Origin of the sequence: Rhizobium deserti, from assembly GCF_004358025.1 — a bacterium.
GTDB classification, from domain to species: Bacteria; Pseudomonadota; Alphaproteobacteria; order Rhizobiales; family Rhizobiaceae; genus Neorhizobium; species Neorhizobium deserti.
This window is the reverse complement of the sequence record NZ_SMTL01000003.1, coordinates 97,209-113,734: the sequence shown is the minus strand read 5'-3', so window position 1 is coordinate 113,734 and position 16,526 is coordinate 97,209. Positions and strand designations below refer to the sequence as shown.

Annotated in this window: 16 protein-coding genes; 14 read left to right on the top strand and 2 right to left on the bottom strand. The window is 58.7% G+C overall.

Translation table 11 applies throughout. The annotated features are described in order from the left end of the window. Positions 1–8 precede the first annotated feature (8 nt). From flgA to fliP, 6 genes are all read left to right on the top strand, one after another. The gene (gene flgA / locus E2F50_RS12625; protein WP_245515401.1) at positions 9–461 is read left to right on the top strand and encodes a flagellar basal body P-ring formation chaperone FlgA; all 453 of its coding nucleotides are present in this window, start codon (positions 9–11) and stop codon (positions 459–461) included. Beyond that, positions 458–1,576, top strand: a complete 1,119-nt coding sequence (locus E2F50_RS12620) for a flagellar basal body P-ring protein FlgI (RefSeq protein ID WP_133316531.1) — start codon at positions 458–460, stop codon at positions 1,574–1,576. The genes flgA and E2F50_RS12620 overlap by 4 nt, the downstream gene beginning before the upstream one ends. Further along, a complete protein-coding gene (locus E2F50_RS12615) occupies positions 1,573–2,127 on the top strand; it encodes a MotE family protein (RefSeq protein ID WP_133316530.1) in 555 nt (184 codons plus the stop codon). The genes E2F50_RS12620 and E2F50_RS12615 overlap by 4 nt, the downstream gene beginning before the upstream one ends. After that, positions 2,124–2,846: a flagellar basal body L-ring protein FlgH gene (gene flgH / locus E2F50_RS12610; RefSeq protein ID WP_133316529.1), complete on the top strand. Its 723-nt coding sequence runs from the start codon at positions 2,124–2,126 to the stop codon at positions 2,844–2,846. The genes E2F50_RS12615 and flgH overlap by 4 nt, the downstream gene beginning before the upstream one ends. A 129-nt stretch (positions 2,847–2,975) precedes the next feature. Then, positions 2,976–3,482: a flagellar basal body-associated FliL family protein gene (locus E2F50_RS12605; RefSeq protein WP_133316528.1), complete on the top strand. Its 507-nt coding sequence runs from the start codon at positions 2,976–2,978 to the stop codon at positions 3,480–3,482. Further along, positions 3,479–4,213, top strand: coding sequence for a flagellar type III secretion system pore protein FliP (fliP, locus tag E2F50_RS12600; RefSeq protein WP_133316527.1), 735 nt, complete (start codon positions 3,479–3,481; stop codon positions 4,211–4,213). The genes E2F50_RS12605 and fliP overlap by 4 nt, the downstream gene beginning before the upstream one ends. Before the next feature lie 68 nt (positions 4,214–4,281). Here the strand turns inward: fliP and E2F50_RS12595 are convergent, their stop codons facing one another. Next, a complete protein-coding gene (locus E2F50_RS12595) occupies positions 4,282–5,154 on the bottom strand; it encodes a flagellin N-terminal helical domain-containing protein (protein ID WP_133316526.1) in 873 nt (290 codons plus the stop codon). A gap of 279 nt (positions 5,155–5,433) precedes the next feature. Then, positions 5,434–6,306, bottom strand: a complete 873-nt coding sequence (locus tag E2F50_RS12590; protein WP_133316525.1) for a flagellin N-terminal helical domain-containing protein — start codon at positions 6,304–6,306, stop codon at positions 5,434–5,436. 362 nt (positions 6,307–6,668) lie between these two features. Here E2F50_RS12590 and E2F50_RS12585 point away from each other — a divergent pair, with 362 nt between their 5' ends. From E2F50_RS12585 to E2F50_RS12550, 8 genes are all read left to right on the top strand, one after another. After that, positions 6,669–8,591 carry an O-linked N-acetylglucosamine transferase, SPINDLY family protein gene (locus E2F50_RS12585; RefSeq protein ID WP_133316524.1) on the top strand — a complete coding sequence of 641 codons (1,923 nt, stop codon included), beginning with the start codon at positions 6,669–6,671 and terminating at the stop codon, positions 8,589–8,591. Positions 8,592–8,971: 380 nt separating this feature from the next. After that, positions 8,972–9,847, top strand: a complete 876-nt coding sequence (locus E2F50_RS12580) for a flagellin N-terminal helical domain-containing protein (RefSeq protein WP_133316523.1) — start codon at positions 8,972–8,974, stop codon at positions 9,845–9,847. 275 nt (positions 9,848–10,122) lie between these two features. Continuing rightward, positions 10,123–10,764 carry a FliH/SctL family protein gene (locus tag E2F50_RS12575; RefSeq protein ID WP_133316522.1) on the top strand — a complete coding sequence of 214 codons (642 nt, stop codon included), beginning with the start codon at positions 10,123–10,125 and terminating at the stop codon, positions 10,762–10,764. Next, a complete protein-coding gene (locus E2F50_RS12570) occupies positions 10,761–12,026 on the top strand; it encodes a MotB family protein (RefSeq protein WP_133316521.1) in 1,266 nt (421 codons plus the stop codon). Before E2F50_RS12575 ends, E2F50_RS12570 begins: the two co-directional genes overlap by 4 nt. A gap of 36 nt (positions 12,027–12,062) precedes the next feature. Beyond that, positions 12,063–13,307: a chemotaxis protein gene (locus E2F50_RS12565; RefSeq protein WP_133316520.1), complete on the top strand. Its 1,245-nt coding sequence runs from the start codon at positions 12,063–12,065 to the stop codon at positions 13,305–13,307. After that, a complete protein-coding gene (fliK, locus tag E2F50_RS12560; RefSeq protein ID WP_133316519.1) occupies positions 13,304–14,932 on the top strand; it encodes a flagellar hook-length control protein FliK in 1,629 nt (542 codons plus the stop codon). Before E2F50_RS12565 ends, fliK begins: the two co-directional genes overlap by 4 nt. Then, positions 14,871–15,449: a transglycosylase SLT domain-containing protein gene (locus E2F50_RS12555; RefSeq protein ID WP_133316518.1), complete on the top strand. Its 579-nt coding sequence runs from the start codon at positions 14,871–14,873 to the stop codon at positions 15,447–15,449. Before fliK ends, E2F50_RS12555 begins: the two co-directional genes overlap by 62 nt. 271 nt (positions 15,450–15,720) lie before the next feature. After that, positions 15,721–16,392, top strand: a complete 672-nt coding sequence (locus E2F50_RS12550; RefSeq protein WP_133316517.1) for a response regulator transcription factor — start codon at positions 15,721–15,723, stop codon at positions 16,390–16,392. Positions 16,393–16,526 lie beyond the last annotated feature (134 nt).

Here is a 16,526-nt window from a genome sequence, read left to right as displayed (position 1 = left end):
AAAACGTAATGAAGAACTGGCTGATCGGGGGGCTGATCGGCGCCCTGATGCTCCCGGCTGCGGCATTCGCTCAGACAAAGTATGCGGTCGTGCCGAATGTCACCATCTATCCCGGCGACGTCATCAGCGAGAACCTAGTCGCACCCGTCGCCGTAACCAATCCGCGTCTGGCCGGCGGGTATGCGAGCGCCGTCGATCAGGTCGTGGGCAAAGTTGCCAAGCGCACCCTGATCGCAGGCCGGACCATACCTCTCGCGGTGCTGCAGGAACCCTATACCGTCAAGCGCGGCACCAATGTCAGGCTCACCTTTTCCTCCGCCCGAATGGTCATCACTGCGCGCGGAGCGCCGACACAGGACGCCATGGTCGGTGACGTGATCAAGGTCCGCAACCTGGATACAGGCGTGACCGTCAACGGCACCGTCATGGCCGACGGTAGCGTCGAGGTTGTCCAGAAATGAAAATCAGCAATCTTCTTCTCGTAGCTGCATTGGTCGCTGCGGCCCTGCATCCTGCAGGCATTGCGCAGGCCACATCGTCGCGCATCAAGGATATCGCTTCGCTTCAATCGGGCCGCGAAAACCAGTTGATCGGTTATGGCCTGGTGGTCGGCATGCAGGGCACCGGCGACAGTCTCCGCTCGTCGCCGTTTACCGAGCAGTCCATGCGCGCCATGCTGCAAAACCTCGGTATCTCCACCCAGGGCAACCAATCGAATTCCAAGAATGTTGCCGCAGTCATGGTAACGGCCAACCTTCCGTCCTTTGCAAGCCCCGGCAGCCGCATCGACGTTTCGGTAAGCTCGCTCGGAGATGCGACCTCGCTGCGCGGCGGTACGCTCGTCATGACCTCACTGACAGGTGCCGACGGCCAGATCTATGCGGTAGCGCAGGGTTCGGTCATTGTTTCGGGCTTCAGTGCCCAGGGCGATGCCGCCAGCCTCACCGAAGGCGTGACCACCGCCGGTCGCGTTCCCGGTGGCGCAATCATCGAGCGCGAGCTGCCTTCCAAATTCAAGGATTCGGTCAACCTCGTCCTGCAACTCCGCAACCCGGACTTTTCCACGTCAGTGCGCATAGCCGATGCGGTGAATGCTTATGCGAGGCGCACTTGGGGCGATCCGATTGCAGAATCGCGGGATTCCCAGGAAGTCATCGTCCAGAAGCCGCGTTCTGCGGACCTGACACGCCTGATGGCCGACCTCGAAAACCTGGTCGTCACCACCGATAGCCCGGCCAAGGTCGTCATTAACGAGCGCACCGGAACCATTGTCATCGGCGCGGATGTCCGCGTCTCCAGGGTTGCGGTCAGCTATGGCACCTTGACCGTGCAGGTCACGGAAACGCCGCAGGTCATCCAGCCCGAGCCCTTCTCACGTGGGGAAACGGCGCTCCAACCGCAAACCGATATCACCGCGCAGAAGACCGGCGGTCCCGTCGCCGTGCTCGACGGCCCAGACCTCAAGACACTGGTGGCCGGATTGAACAATATCGGCGTCAAACCCGACGGCATCATCTCCATTCTTCAGGCGATCAAGTCGGCCGGTGCGCTGCAAGCGGAGCTCGTCCTGCAATGATCAAAGATAAAGCTCTCGTCTCCTCCTTGTTCGGGCGCGGTTCGCTTCTGGCCGCTGCGGCCTGTCTGTCACTGGCGGTTCTGCCCGGCGCCCACGCCCAACAGCAGCAGGCGCCGCTTCTGGGTGCTTCCCAAGAGGGCAATCCACAGCAGGAAATACAGCAATACTGCGGCAGCATCGTCGATCCCGCCCGGGATCAGAGATATCTCCTGCAGAAGCAGGAACTGGACAAGCTGCAGGCGGACGTCAACGAGCGCATCAACACGCTCGAAGCCCGCAAGGCGGAATACGAGGACTGGCTGAAAAGGCGCAATGCCTTCCTGCAGAAGGCGAAGGCCGGTCTCGTCGACATCTACAAGACATCGAAGGCCGACGAAGCCGCGCAGCAATTCGACGAAATGGACATCAACATCGCCGCGGCGATCATCATGCAACTGCCGGCCCGCCAGTCGGGGCTGATCCTCAGTGAAATGGATGCCAAGAAAGCCGCCATGGTCGCTGCCATCATGTCGAGCGCCGTCGATCCCACCACTTCGAGAGATCCATCATGATTAAGCATATCGGCGTCGTTCTCGCGGCCACGTCCCTTCTCGCAGGGTGTCAAAGCGGCCAGATGCAGACCATCAAGGAAATCGGCAATGCTCCGGCAATGAGCCCGATCGGCAGCGGGCTTCAGTATGGCCAGACGCAGCAGATGTCCATGTATCCAAAGCAGCCGCGTCACATGGCAAGCGGCTTCTCCTTGTGGAGCGACAGCCAGGCGGCTCTTTTCAAAGACGCCCGCGCGCTCAATGTCGGAGACATCCTGACGGTCAATATCTCGATCAACGACAAGGCAAGCTTCGACAACGAGACCGATCGCAGCCGCAAAAACAGCAAGGAAACCAACTGGAACGCTGCCGCCGAAATCCTCGGCTGGAAGCCCCAGGCCGATTCCACTCTGGGCTTCGATTCCGACAGCGAATCGAAGGGCAAGGGCTCCATCAGCCGTTCCGAAAAGCTGACATTGACGGTGGCGGCTGTCGTGACCGGCATTCTTGAAAACGGCAATCTGGTGATTAGCGGCTCGCAGGAAGTTCGCGTCAACCACGAGATCCGCATTTTGAATGTTGCCGGTATCGTGCGACCGCAGGACGTCAATTCCGACAACACGATTTCCTATGACAAGATCGCCGAAGCCCGTATCTCCTACGGTGGTCGTGGCCGGCTCATGGAAGTCCAGCAGCCTCCAGTCGGGCAGCAGATCAGCGATTTGTTCTCGCCGATCTGAGCGGCCCGTCTCGTTCCGAACCGGCAATTCATCCCATCGGATGAGGCACCGGTTCACGTTACTGCACAGTTCTTCAACGCGCCGCGACGATCTGGCGCGTGTTGAAATGCCAAACGGAGGTCTGGTCTCATGACCGATACCCTGACGACAGAGCCGGCTAAGAAGAAGTCTTCGGTGATGATAACCGCAGCGGCGGTGGCGGCGTTGACCCTGATCGGCGGCGGCGGTGGCTGGGTGGTCGGCAAGATCATTGCTCCGGCACCGGCTACACCGGCTGCAGATGCGCATACGGCATCGGCCGATGCAGGTCACGGCGCAGCACCTGCGGGCGGTGAGCATGGTGGCGCTGCCAATATCCATGTAAAGCTGCTCGATCCGATCATCGCCAATCTGGCTTATCCTTCCGACAGCCTGGTGCGACTGGAGATCTCACTGATTTTCGGTGAAAACGTCGATGAGGCAGTGGCGGGGGCGGTGCAGGAGGATATACTCGCTTATATGCGAACCATGTCACTGCAGCAGATTCAAGGTCCTCGTGGGTTCGGTTATCTTCGGGATGATCTGAAGGAACGAGCCAAGCTGAGGTCGCAGGGCAAGGTCGCTGATATAGTATTCAGGACCTTTGTCATCGAATGATGCGATTTCTTTTTGTCGTTGCTCTGCTTGCAGTGCTGCCTGAAGCTGCACATGCACAGTCTGCAACGGACCTCTTGAACCTGCCGGTCAACGGTTCGGTTTCCGCCTGGATCATACGGACCTTCGGCCTGCTGACGGTTCTGTCGGTAGCCCCCGGCATCCTGATCATGGTGACGAGCTTCCCGCGGTTCATCATCGCCTTTTCGATCCTGCGATCCGGCATGGGACTGTCGACGACACCGTCGAACATGATCCTCACCAGCATGGCTTTGTTCATGACTTTCTATGTCATGGCTCCGACCATGGATCGGGCCTGGCAGCAGGGCGCCCAACCTCTTCTGCAAAACCAGATCGACGAGGCAGAGGCGGTGCAAAGGATAGCGCAGCCGTTTCGCGAATTCATGATTGCCAATGTGCGGGACAAGGACGTTGCCCTTTTCGTCGATATCGCACGCGAGCGGGGCCAGACGGTGACGCTGGGAGCGCAGACCGATTACCGCATCCTGGTTCCGGCCTTCATGTTGTCGGAGATCCGCCGTGGCTTCGAGATCGGCTTTCTCATCGTTCTGCCGTTTCTGGTGATCGACATGATCGTTGCCAGCATCACCATGTCGATGGGCATGATGATGTTGCCCCCGACATCGATTTCCCTGCCGTTCAAGATCCTCTTCTTCGTGCTGATCGACGGCTGGAACCTGCTGGTCGGATCTCTTGTTCGCTCTTTCGTTTAACCCGCATCAAACGGAAAGGGACCGCGCCGTGGCGCGATCCCTGAAGTCTTGCTCCGTATCAGCTGTTCTTACTGGAACAGCGTCATCAGGTTCTGCGAGCTGGAGTTGGCAATCGACAGCGACTGGATGGCGAGCTGCTGCTGGGTCTGCAGGGCAGACAGCTTGGCAGATTCTTCTTCCATGTCGGCGTCGACAAGGCGGCTGACACCTTCTTCGATCGCGTCGGACAGCTTGCCGGCATAATCCGTCTGCAGATCGATACGCGTGGTCAGTGCGCCGAGAGCAGCACCACCGATGGTCATGCTGGCCAAAGCCGTTTCAACCGTGCTCAGAAGGTCAGCGATTTCATCCGTCGTGGCGATGGCAGTCAGGTCGATGTCCATGACGTCGCCGAGGATGCCACCGGTGCCGACGCCGGCGTCGACGCTGTCGAACAGAGCGTAGGTCGGGATGTCATAGCTGGCGGTCGTTACGGAAACGGCGTCGTCAGCGCGGACGAAGCCGTCGACAACGGTGCCGACCGTCTGGTCGCCGGAAACCATCCAGTTTTCGCCGCTGAACGAAGCGCCCTGGGAGATCGAGGAAAGCTGTTCCTGCAGCTTGTCGATTTCGAGCTGGATCTGGTCCTTGTCGGTCGAGGTTTCCGTTGCCGTTACCAGCTTGGACTTGATCTCGTTGACGACGTCGATAGCGCTTTCCATGGCGGAGTACGCGGTGTCGACCTTGGCTGCGCCGACGCCGAGGGCGTCTGCAGCTGCGGTGAGTGCCTTGTTGTCGGAATTCATCGTGGTCGAGATCGACCAGTAAGCAACGTTGTCGGAAGCTTCGCTAACCTTGTAGCCGGAGGATACGCGGTTCTGGGTTTCTTCAAGATTGTTGTTGATGCTGCTCAGCGTCTGGAGTGCAGAATTAGCTGCGAAGTTCGTCAGGATACTCGTCATTACTAAACCCCTAGAAAAAAGATACTGGTGAGGGGACATTCCGGAACACCGGAAAGCGGCGTGAGAGCATCATGCCGGTCGGAAGTAACCCACTACTATTCCGGCCCGCCGCTTAGATGTTGATAGAAAACACCATTAACGTTAATGAAGTCCAAAGGCGGACGGTTTTGATGCCAAGTCTGCAATTTTTTCTTCGGCCGCGGAAGCATGAACGCAAAAAGCCCCGGCAATGCCGGGGCTCTCGTTGCTGAAACCGAATACTCGGTTGGTATCTGATCCTTACTGGAACAGACGCATGATGTTCTGCGAGCTGGAGTTAGCGATCGACAGCGACTGGATGGCGAGCTGCTGCTGGGTCTGCAGGGCAGACAGCTTGGCAGATTCTTCTTCCATGTCGGCGTCGACAAGGCGGCTTACGCCTTCTTCGATCGCGCCGGACAGCTTGGAAGCATAGTCCGTCTGAAGGTCGATACGTGTCGTCAGAGCGCCGAGTGCGCCGCCGCCGATGGTCATGGTGGCGAGAGCCGTTTCGACCGTGGTCAGAAGTTCGGCAATGTCGTCATTGGAAGCAATGGTCGTCAGGTCGATGTCCATGACGTCGCCGAGGATGCCACCGGTGCCGACGCCGGCGTCGACGCTGTCGAACAGAGCGTAGGTCGGGATGTCGTAGGTTGCGGTGGTTACGGAAACAGCGTCGTCAGCGCGGACGAAGCCGTCGACAACAGTGCCGACCGTCTGGTCGCCGGAAACCATCCAGTTTTCGCCGCTGAACGAAGCGCCCTGGGCGATCGAGGAAAGCTGTTCCTGCAGCTTGTCGATTTCGAGCTGGATCTGGTCCTTGTCGGTTGAGGTTTCCGTTGCCGTTACCAGCTTGGACTTGATCTCGTTGACGACGTCGATGGCGCTTTCCATGGCGGCGTAGGCGGTATCCACCTTGGCGGCGCCAACGCCGAGGGCGTCGGAAGCTGCGTTGAGGGCCTTGTTGTCGGAATTCATCGTGGTCGAGATCGACCAGTAAGCGACGTTGTCCGAAGCCTTGCTGACCTTATAGCCGGAAGACACGCTGTTCTGCGTCTGTTCGAGGCTCTTGTTGATGGTGTTCAGCGTCTGAAGTGCAGCAGAAGCAGACGAGTTGAAGTTGATGCTAGTCATTTGGTGTCCCCTGAGACTCTGTACAAAAGGAGGACATACCGGATTTGGTTATGTCGCCGGTCGATGATGGTCCGGCGTCATGCCCCTTGTTCCTACCGGCCCAAGCCCATCATCTGAGGCTCAATCTCGCATCCATTCCTTGCCAAGGTCTTAAATTTGAGGCTTCCGCCAGGACAGCTTCCAGCGTGGTTAACGACTTAAAAACGTAAAGAAATTCCGCATCATTCAAGACCGCTGAGGAGAGCCCTGCATCCGCCAATCCCGCCCCATGCAAGCTTCATCAGCGAAAATGAATCTAACCCATTTCGATCCACCTCGTTGTCCGCGCGGACACCGGCTCGGAACACCAGACGGAGCAGGCTTTGAACCCTCAGATCTCTTACCCAGCGGCATCGGCAAGCTTCAAAGCAGGCAATTACACTCAGGCGCTGGCGACGCTCAACCGCCTGCTGGAGATCAGCCCCGACGCCAGGACCTATGCCCTGCTTGCTAGGACGCTGGATGAGCTTGGTCTCAAGGCCGAGGCCGCAAAGGCATACATGCTTGCATCCGATCAAGGTGGCCAGTCCGCATCCGATTATCTGATCGAAGGCATCCGGCTGCATTTCGCAGCCGGCAACAAGGACGAGGCCCTGGCACTTTCCAGCAGGCTGCCGCCCAAGCTGCGCATGGCTCCCGACGTCGCCTTCGTCATCGCCTCGATCATGTTTGAACGCCGCCAGCTGAAGATTGCGGGTGTGTTCAAGGAAATCCTGATGAAGAGCGACAAGCTGGAGCATATGCAGCTCGGCGTTCGTATTGCTCTGGCCAGCTGGGACGTGTTCCGGCCGTCCGATATTGAAACTGCCCGTATTCTCCTCAGCCGGCTGCCGAACGACAATCGGGTGAGGCTCGTTTACCTGACCTTCTGCCGCGAGCATAACAAGTTCGATGTCATCGAGCGCCAGCAGCCTCTTATTGAGAAAGCCATTGCCAGCGGCGAGACCGACTTCCTGCGCAATGACTCTCCCTTCTTCAACATCAACTGGAATGGAGAAGAGCGGATCAATGTTCTGGCGCAGGGCAATACGCCTCCCTTTGATCCAGCGGTAACTCAATTGCGCCGCGCCAGGCCGCACAATTGGGGGAACAAGATCCGGATCGGATACGTATCTTCGGATCTGTTTGACCTGCACGCGACGATGAAGCTGCTCCGTCAGGTTCTGGAGCTCCATGATCGCAGCCAGTTCGACGTCACGCTGTTCTGCCACACCAAGCCGGAACTGCTGCAAAAGAACAAGGCGGACCGGAACGCCTGGGGCGAGGTCGTCACCATCCTGGATATGACCAACCAGCAGGCCGCCGAGGAAATCCGCCGTCGCGAGATCGACATCCTCGTTGACCTCAAGGGCCATACCAACGGCAACCGCACCATACTGTTCAACATGGCGCTCGCGCCGATCCAGGTGACTTGGCTCGGCTTCCCGGGCCCTGTCACCAATGTCGACCTCGACTATGCAATCGGTGACCCGATCGTGCTGCCCATGTCCTCCGCCCCGTTCTATCGAGAGAAATTCTGCCGGTTACCGGACAGCTACCAGCCAAACGACCCAATCAATCGGCCGCTTCCGGTCCCCGCGTCACGCAAGGAACTGGGGCTGCCTGAGGACGCCTTCGTGTTTGCATCCTTCAATGCCAGCCGGAAAATTTCGCTTGAGGCCATCAAGGCTTGGGTCAAAATCCTGAAGCGTACGCCCGGCAGCGTCATGGCGCTGCTTCATCACAGCGACGAGAGCCAGGCATTCCTGCGCAAGAAGTTTGTCGACAGCGGGATTTCTGCAAGCCGCGTCTTCTTCATGCGCAAGGTGGATTTCCAGCTTCATATCAATCGTATTCCTGCCGCGGATCTCGGGCTCGACACCTTTCCCTATAATGGACACACGACCACGTCCGAACAGCTTTGGGCAGGGCTTCCTGTGCTTGCGGTCAAGGGAACAAACTTCGCTTCGCGCGTCAGCGAGAGCCTGCTGACCGCAGTCGGGGTTCCGGAACTGGTTGCTACGACGATCGATGGCTACATCGACCGGGCGGTGCATCTTTACGGAAACCGCGGCGAGCTCGACGCCTTCCGGCAAAAGATTGAGGCTAATCGCTTCGTCAGCCCGCTCTTCGATGCGGATCGCTTCCGCCAGCACCTGGAGACAGCTTTCCGCACGATGGTCGAGCGCGCCAAGGCGGGGCTTGAGCCGGATCACTTCGATGTGCCGGCACTCCCCGCACGCAAGGAAGCGTTTTTGTCCCGCTGAAGCGTGAAGCATGCGATTCGCTCTACGAGGTCTCCGCATCTAAATCGGGGCTCCTGCGAAGACCAAATTTGATGGTGCGGGTGGGTGATTAGCTTGCCCGAACACCTGGGAAACCGTGCTTGAAGCCAAAGATTTAAGCAAAAAACCATTTAAAAACAGGCTTATATCTAGGAAGGTATGGATTCCTTTTCGAAATGTAAAAAACTCGCCAGAGGCGTTAACTCTTTGCCTCTACTTAACCCTCCGTTAACCATAAAATGATTTTATACAGCCATCGAAACGACGGGCTGAGCGACAGCGGCGCAGCAGGCATGAGGCTGATCGTCGTTACCGGAGAACCCGGAATGCCCTCCCATTAAACGCCATAAGGGGCACTTTTCATGACCAGTATCTTGACCAACGTCGCCGCAAATTCTGCTCTGCAAACGCTGCGCAGCATCAACGACAACTTGGAGCAAGCTCAGAACCGTGTTTCCTCTGGTTACCGCGTGTCCGAAGCTGCCGATAACGTCGCCTACTGGTCGATCTCGACCACGATGAATTCCGACAACAAGGCTCTCATGGCCGCGTCCGACGCACTTGGCGTCGGTGCTGCAAAGGTTGATACGGCCTATTCGACGATGGAAAGCGCCATCAACGTTGTCGACGAAATCAAGGCAAAGCTTGTTACCGCCAACGAAGATTCGACCGACAAGGAGCAGATCCAGCTCGAAATCACGAAGCTGCAGGAACAGCTTTCGTCGATCGCCCAGGGCGCGTCCTTTAGCGGCGAGAACTGGATGGTTGCCGGCGACCAGACTATCGGAACGGTTGTCGATGGCTTCATCCGCACGGAAGATGGCGTTGCTGTCACCACCGCAAGCTACGACATTGCATCCAACGCCCTGTTCGACACGATCGACGACGGCGTCGGAACCGGTGGCCTTCTCGGCGATGTCATGGATATCGCACTGACCGCCGCAACCACGGACGACGAGCTTGACGATTACCTGACGGTTGTCGAAACGGCCCTGTCCAGCCTCACGGATGCTGGCGCCGCCCTCGGCGCACTGACGACGCGTATCGATCTGCAGACGGCCTATGCAGCGACCCTTTCCGACGCGATCGAAGAAGGTGTCAGCCGCCTTGTCGACGCCGACATGGAAGAAGAATCTGCCAAGCTCTCTGCCCTGCAGACCCAGCAGCAGCTCGCCATCCAGTCGCTGTCGATCGCCAACTCCAGCGCAGAAAACATCCTCTCGCTCTTCCAGCAGTAAGAGATCGGTCTCTCCGCAACATATGTTCGGCCGCGCTTATCCAGCGCGGCCGTTCGCTTTTGAAGACGTTGTTCTGTCGGATGGATCGGCTTTTTCTCCGGCTTCGGCGAGCATCATCCTCGCACAAGTTTGACTGCCTAACTTCGGGGATATTCCTTGGCCGAATGCCTCTGCGTCGTCCCTCTTGGGCGCTGTTTGGAAACGGACAGTGGCTTGTCAGGGACGAGAGATGCAAGGCGCTGCGGTTGCCGCAGATGACGTTGATGGAGTGCGTAATGAATTCCCCACTTGCGAAATATCTGAGGGACTTCGGTGCCGAAGCCGCACCAGTAGAAGTGCTGTTCGAAACCTCGTCGCATGTGGACATGGCCCCTGATTTTCCAGCCCTGGAATCCTTTGTCGAGCAGATCGACCTCGAAGCGGAGCGCCAGCAGGCTTATGACGAAGGATATAGCACCGCGACCGAAAGCCTAACGGCTGTCCATGCCGAGGCTCTGGCGGAACTGCAGCAAACGCATGAGGCCGAGATCGAAGCCCAGCGCGAGCAGTTTGAGGGCGGCCTAGCCGATTACCTCGCCAAGGCTCTTCCGGAACTAGCAAACCAGATCAGCGCCGAGCTGGCGGATGCCACCACCCGTCTCCTGATGCCGGTGATCAAGCAAGAGCTCGATCGCAAGGCGGTCGAGGAACTGGCCGAGCAGCTAAAGCCGATGCTTGCAAAGGAAGTGTTGGAACAGATCAGGGTCACGGGGCCGGAGCGTCTTTGTGATCTCCTTCGGGAAAAACTCGAAGAGGCGGGTGCCGCCATTGAATTCAATCCATCCGAGGCACCCGATCTCCGGGTCGAGATGGGCGATTCTCTCCTTGTTACGCGGCTTTCGGCTTTCGCAGCCGAACTTGAGAGGGTTCTGGCATGAGCGAAGCCGAAAACCATCACCACGGCAAAAACGAAATCATCATCGTCAAGCGGCACAGAGGCGATCACGACAGCCATCACGGCGGAGCCTGGAAGATCGCGTTTGCCGACTTCATGACGGCAATGATGGCATTCTTCCTCGTCATGTGGCTCGTCAATGCCTCCAACGAAGAAACCAAGGCTTCGCTGGCCAGCTATTTCAATCCAGTCCCCTTGTCCGACGACACGCCTTCCTCCAAGGGCATCAAGAAGCCGGCCGACCAGGCGCAGGGTGAATCGACCGACCAGAAGTCGAATGTCGAAAACGACAAGGTGGGCGGCGGCAAGGCCGGCCTTGACGGAGACTCGATCTCCGCATCCGGCGACGACATGAACTATTCGGAATCGGACCTCTTCAAGAACCCATATTCCGTGCTCGCCAACATTGCCCAGGAGGTTGGCCAGCAGGTCAATGTCAGCACCAAGGGTGAGGGCGGCGCAAGCACGTCGGGACCCGCGACTGGCGCCGACGGAGGAGAGGCCTATCGGGATCCCTTCGATCCGGATTTCTGGAGCAAGCAGCTCGATACGCCCGCAAAGGGTGAGGCCAAGCTGAGCGAAGATAGCAGCCTGCCAGGACAGCAGGCGAGCGCCTTCTCCCGTCCAGCCGCTGAAAATCCAGTCCCCGCCGACGTGAAGACGCAGGACCAGGCGGTGAGCAAGGACAGCAAAGCCGCAGCCGGCAAGGAAACGGCGATGGCGTCGGTATCTCCGAGCACCAAGGACAAGACCGCGACCGAGAGCGCCAAAGCTCAGGAAGCGCGCGCCCAGGAAGCGGAGAAGCTGCAAAAGGAAATTCAGGAGCAAGTGTCCGGCATTGCAGGCAAGCTGGCGGAAGGCATTGTCGTCCAGCCGGCTGAAGGAGGCGTCCTTGTCACCGTTTCGGACGAGGCGAACACGTCGATGTTCGGCGTCGGATCGGCGCTTCCGAACAAGGACCTGGTTCTGGCAATGGAGAAGATCGGCAAGGTTCTTGCGCAACGCCAGGGCTCGGTGATCATCCGCGGCCATACCGACGGCCGCCCTTACAAGGGAAGCTCGGGCGACAATTGGGGATTGTCCATGTCGCGAGCCCATGCGGCCTATTACATGCTGGTGCGCGGCGGCCTGAAGGAAGACCGAGTGAAGCAGGTCTCTGGCTTTGCCGACCGGCGTCTCCAGCTTCCGGCCGATCCCCTCAGCGGAGCCAACCGCAGGATCGAAATCCTGCTGGGCGACGGGTAATCCCGTGTTCCGTATGACGGCTCAAATGGGAAGGTCATGATGATGCGTCCGCGCAACCGCCAGAGCATGCTGCGTTTGTTTTTCGCGGGCGCCCTTTTTGCAGGCGCCGGCCCGGCCTTGGGCAGCGATGATCTTGAACCCTACAAGATGATGCGTTCCTTGCAGTTCATTCAGGATGCCGTCGTTCTCGGCGATCACTCGGCCGGGGAAATGCAGCGCTTCCTGCTGAAAACACTCGACCAGCGGCTGCGCTCTGCCGGCCCGGAAACCTTCCGCGACACGCGCAACGTCGATGCCGCCTTCATATTCACCATGAGCGGCGGCAATCCGCAGACCCTCGAATATCTGGCGTCGCGTGATATCGAAGGCGAGTTCGATACCCGCTTGAGCAGGGTGCTGCGCCGCTACCTGCAGGGGCAGGGGATCTCGGCTCTTCCCGCGTTCGAGGAACTGGTCAAGGAATATGGCGATACGGCTGTTGGCCCATATCTTGCTCTTGTGGTCGGCAATGTTTCGGCAGGAACGGAGCCGCAAAAGGCGCTCGAATATTTCGACAAGGTTCGACTTCTCGCTCCCGGAACCAATCTGGAAGAGGCGGCGCTGCGGCGCTCGCTAGTGATCGCGCTGCAGGTCTCCGACTTCACCAGGGCGATGGACCTGTCCGGCAAATATGTGCGCCGCTTCCTGTATTCGCCCTATGCAAGCCAGTTTGTGGATATGTTCGTCCAGCTCGTCGTCGATGGCGATGGCAAGATCCAGCAGAGCCAGTGGACGGACGTCGTTGCCACGATGGACGATGAACGCGCTCAGGAATTCTACCTGCGGGTCGCACGGCGCGCCCTGCTGGCGGGCAAGAAGGATCTGGCTCGCGATGCTGCATCCTTTGCTGACCAACGAGCTGTCGGCCCCGCTAAGGCCGACGATGTGGTGGGACAGCTTTACGGACACCTGGCGGAGATCTCGACGTCCAAGGTCACGGATGCAGCCAAGAGCCTTTCGCAAATTCCGGATGCCGCCCTGTCCGATCGTGACCGGAACTTGCGTGATGCCGCCAAAAACATCGCTGAGCAGATATTGATGCCGCCAGCGGCAGCCGTACCGCTCGCCGTCTCCAAGCCTGTCGACGAGAAGACGGAACCCAGCGCGGCGCCAAGGGCGCAGCCGGTTTCCGCTGGTGTGCAGCAAGTTGCGGACAGAACGAGCGATTTCCAGTCCTATGTCGACAACAGTCGATCCAAACTGAAGCAGATCGACGATCTGTTGGAGGAGGAGGCCCAATGACGACCAGCGTAGCATCTGCCGCAACAAAGACGATTGCCGATCAGCCGGTGTTGGGAATGTTCGGCAAGGCCTCGTCGCAGAACAGCGAGTCCGGTGAATTCGCTCAGGCTTTGACCGACGCGGATTCCGACACCGAGACCAGCCTGTCTGGGAACGGAGAGGCGGGTGAGGCGGCCCTGTCAGAACCTGATGGCATGCCCTCGACCGGTCGCTTCAAGTCACTGACAGACCTGTCATCCCTGTCAGGCGCCCTCAAGCCGGTAAGCACTGCGGTGACCGGTCCAGAGGGGGCGGTTTTGCCCGGACAACCCAGCCAGCAGGGCCAGCAAGTGCAGGCGGCCGATCCAAAGGCCTTGCTGCAGGCGACCGCCGGCCAGCAAGTGCCGCTGCCGACGGCTGATGCTCAGCTACCGCAGCAGACAATCTTGAAGCCACCGGCTCAAGTGACGGGCGTGCAGACGCCTGCGGCGTCCTCTCCCCCTGCCGAAGGCGAGGATATCCTGAATGAACTCGACCTGACGCAGCTTGTGCCCGTGTTGACAGGCGGCAAGCGAGCTTCCGGCACCTCGGCTGTCGACGGCAAGGGTGAGGCGCGCCCTGCCAGTGCGCAGGATGAGACGGTTGAAGCGGATCAGGCTGAAGCAGGTCAGCTCGCCGCCGACATGGTGGTTGCCGTTCCATTGGATGCCTTGTCGGCTACAGCACTTTCCACCGAAGCACTTCTACGCCTGACATCCGCTCCTTCAGCCGAGACCAGCCAGGATCTTGAGGCGATGGTGCCGGCTCTGGCAGTCGAAGCACCTGCTTTGGACGAAGATCTTCAGCCTGACGACCTGATGGCCGCACTGCCTTCGAACAAGGACGATGGCTCGCTCGACTTCCTGTCTTCGCTTGACGGGAGTTCAGACGCTACAGAACCCGCCTCTTTCCGGTTCCAGAAGGCAGGGGATGCGGTGGCGGTCAGCCTGTCGATGACCAAGAACGAAGACGGCGGTGCGGAGCTGCAGGATAGCCTTCCGACCACTGCCAAGCCGGAAACCATCACCATTCTCGATTCCAGGCGTTACCTCGGCTTCGGCATGGGCACAAATGCCAGCTCGATCCTTTCGGCGGCATCCAAGGATCCCGATTGGGCCGCCGCCATGCATCCGGCCTCGGCGCTTTCCAATGCCGCCAGCGCATCCAGCACCGGCAATGTGGTCAATACGCTCAAGCTGCAGCTCAACCCGGAGAATCTCGGCGCGGTAACTGCAAACATGCGCCTGGTCGGCGAAGAGCTGTCTATTCACCTCACCGTGCACAGTTCCATGGCCTATCGAGAGCTCAGCGACGACGTCAAGCCAATGCTGGACTCGCTGCGCGCCCAGGGCTTCAATGTTGATCAGGTGACGGTCAGCATCGCGCCCGCCGCTGATACCGGCGCAAACACATCCGGCGACCAGCCGCAGGGCAATGCCCAGACGCAGCAGCAGCTTGCCCGAGATGGCGAGGCGGCCCGTCAGCAGGCTCAAGGACAGGGCCGAGCGGCTAATCAATCCGATCGCAATGACATGGAGAATCGCAATGAGACTGCCGCTGAAGCTGGCATCAGTCGCGGCAATAGCTCTGGCGACATTTACCTCTGATGCCCTCGCGCAGCAGGCCGGCCGCTGCGAAATGCAGATCCAGGCAGCCGCGCGGAAATACGGCATACCAGAAGGCATACTTTATTCTGTCGGCTTGACCGAGACCGGACGCAAGGGCTCGCTTAGCGCCTATGCGATGAACGTGGAGGGCAAGGCCTATTTCGCCTCCTCTCTGCCGGAGGCACTGCAGCTCTTCGCCCAAGCCAAAAGCTCAGGCGCCAAGCTGATCGATATCGGCTGCATGCAGATCAACCACCATTTCCATGGCGGCGAATTTGCGTCCGTCGAGGAGATGTTCGACCCGGGAAAGAACGTCCAGTATGCGGCCCTCTTTCTCAAGCGGCTGCATGATCAGCACGAGACATGGACCATGGCCGTTGCCCGTTACCATGCCGGCCCCAACAACAATCCGGCTCAACAGCAATATGTCTGTCGGGTGATCGCCAACCTGGTCGCAACAGGGTTTGGCAAATGGACGGCCAACGCCTCTACATTTTGCGGCAGGGCTGCAACCTGAGAGAGAATTAGCGTTTCGATGCTAAGCTTTATCATGCCTGTTCGTGGATTCGTTTCAGCTCCACTTTGCAAGCCGGCTCTTTCACAAAAAGTAAATTTTCCACAACAGGATATGGCTGCTCGATCCCTCAACTACTACATGTAGAGCCAAATCGACGCATCATGGTTAATCAACTATTAGCAAAGCCCTGTTACTTTCTCTAGTTGCTCAGATTCGGGCCGATTCGTATCACTCTCTTACCGAGACGTGGCACTGATTCGGAGGCGGGCAAATGATCGTAGTGGTTGATGATCGACAAATTGTTAAGGATGGTTACACGTCCTTGTTCGGACGCGAAGGCGTCCCTTCTACCGGGTTTGATCCCGAGGAATTTAATGATTGGGTGAACTCGGCAGCGGAAGCCGACATTGCCGCAATCGAGGCATTTTTGATTGGTCGAGGCGAGCTGATCCATGACCTGCCGCGGGCCATCCGCGGACGGACCCAGGCTCCGGTGATCGCCGTCAGCGACCAGCCTTCTCTCGAGTCGACACTGGCACTTTTCGACTGCGGCGTTGACGACGTCGTTCGCAAGCCGGTCCATCCGCGCGAGATCCTGGCGCGGGCCGCAGCAATCCGCCGTCGCCTTAGTGCGCTGTCCAATCATACCGACATTGGTCCGATCCGCGTTTTCTCGGATGGTCGTGATCCGGAAGTGGAAGGCGAGATTTTTGCTCTTCCAAGACGCGAGCGGCGCATCCTTGAATACTTGATTTCGAACCGCGGCCGTCGCGTTTCCAAGTCGCAGATCTTCAACGCCATCTACGGCGTTTTCGACGAGGATGTCGAAGAGAATGTGGTCGAAAGCCACATCAGCAAGCTTCGCAAGAAGCTCCGCAAGCGCCTCGGCTTCGATCCCATCGATTCGAAGCGGTTCCTGGGCTACTGCATCGACTGGAAGTAATTGAAATTAAATCGAAAAATGGCACTTGTTCAGCAAGTGCCATTTTTGTTTGCGGGCTCCTCACGTTTGTTTGGGGAGGAAGCCCACAGTTCCAGGATCAAAACGCAAAGAAGCGTTTCTGGAAGGGCCACAGA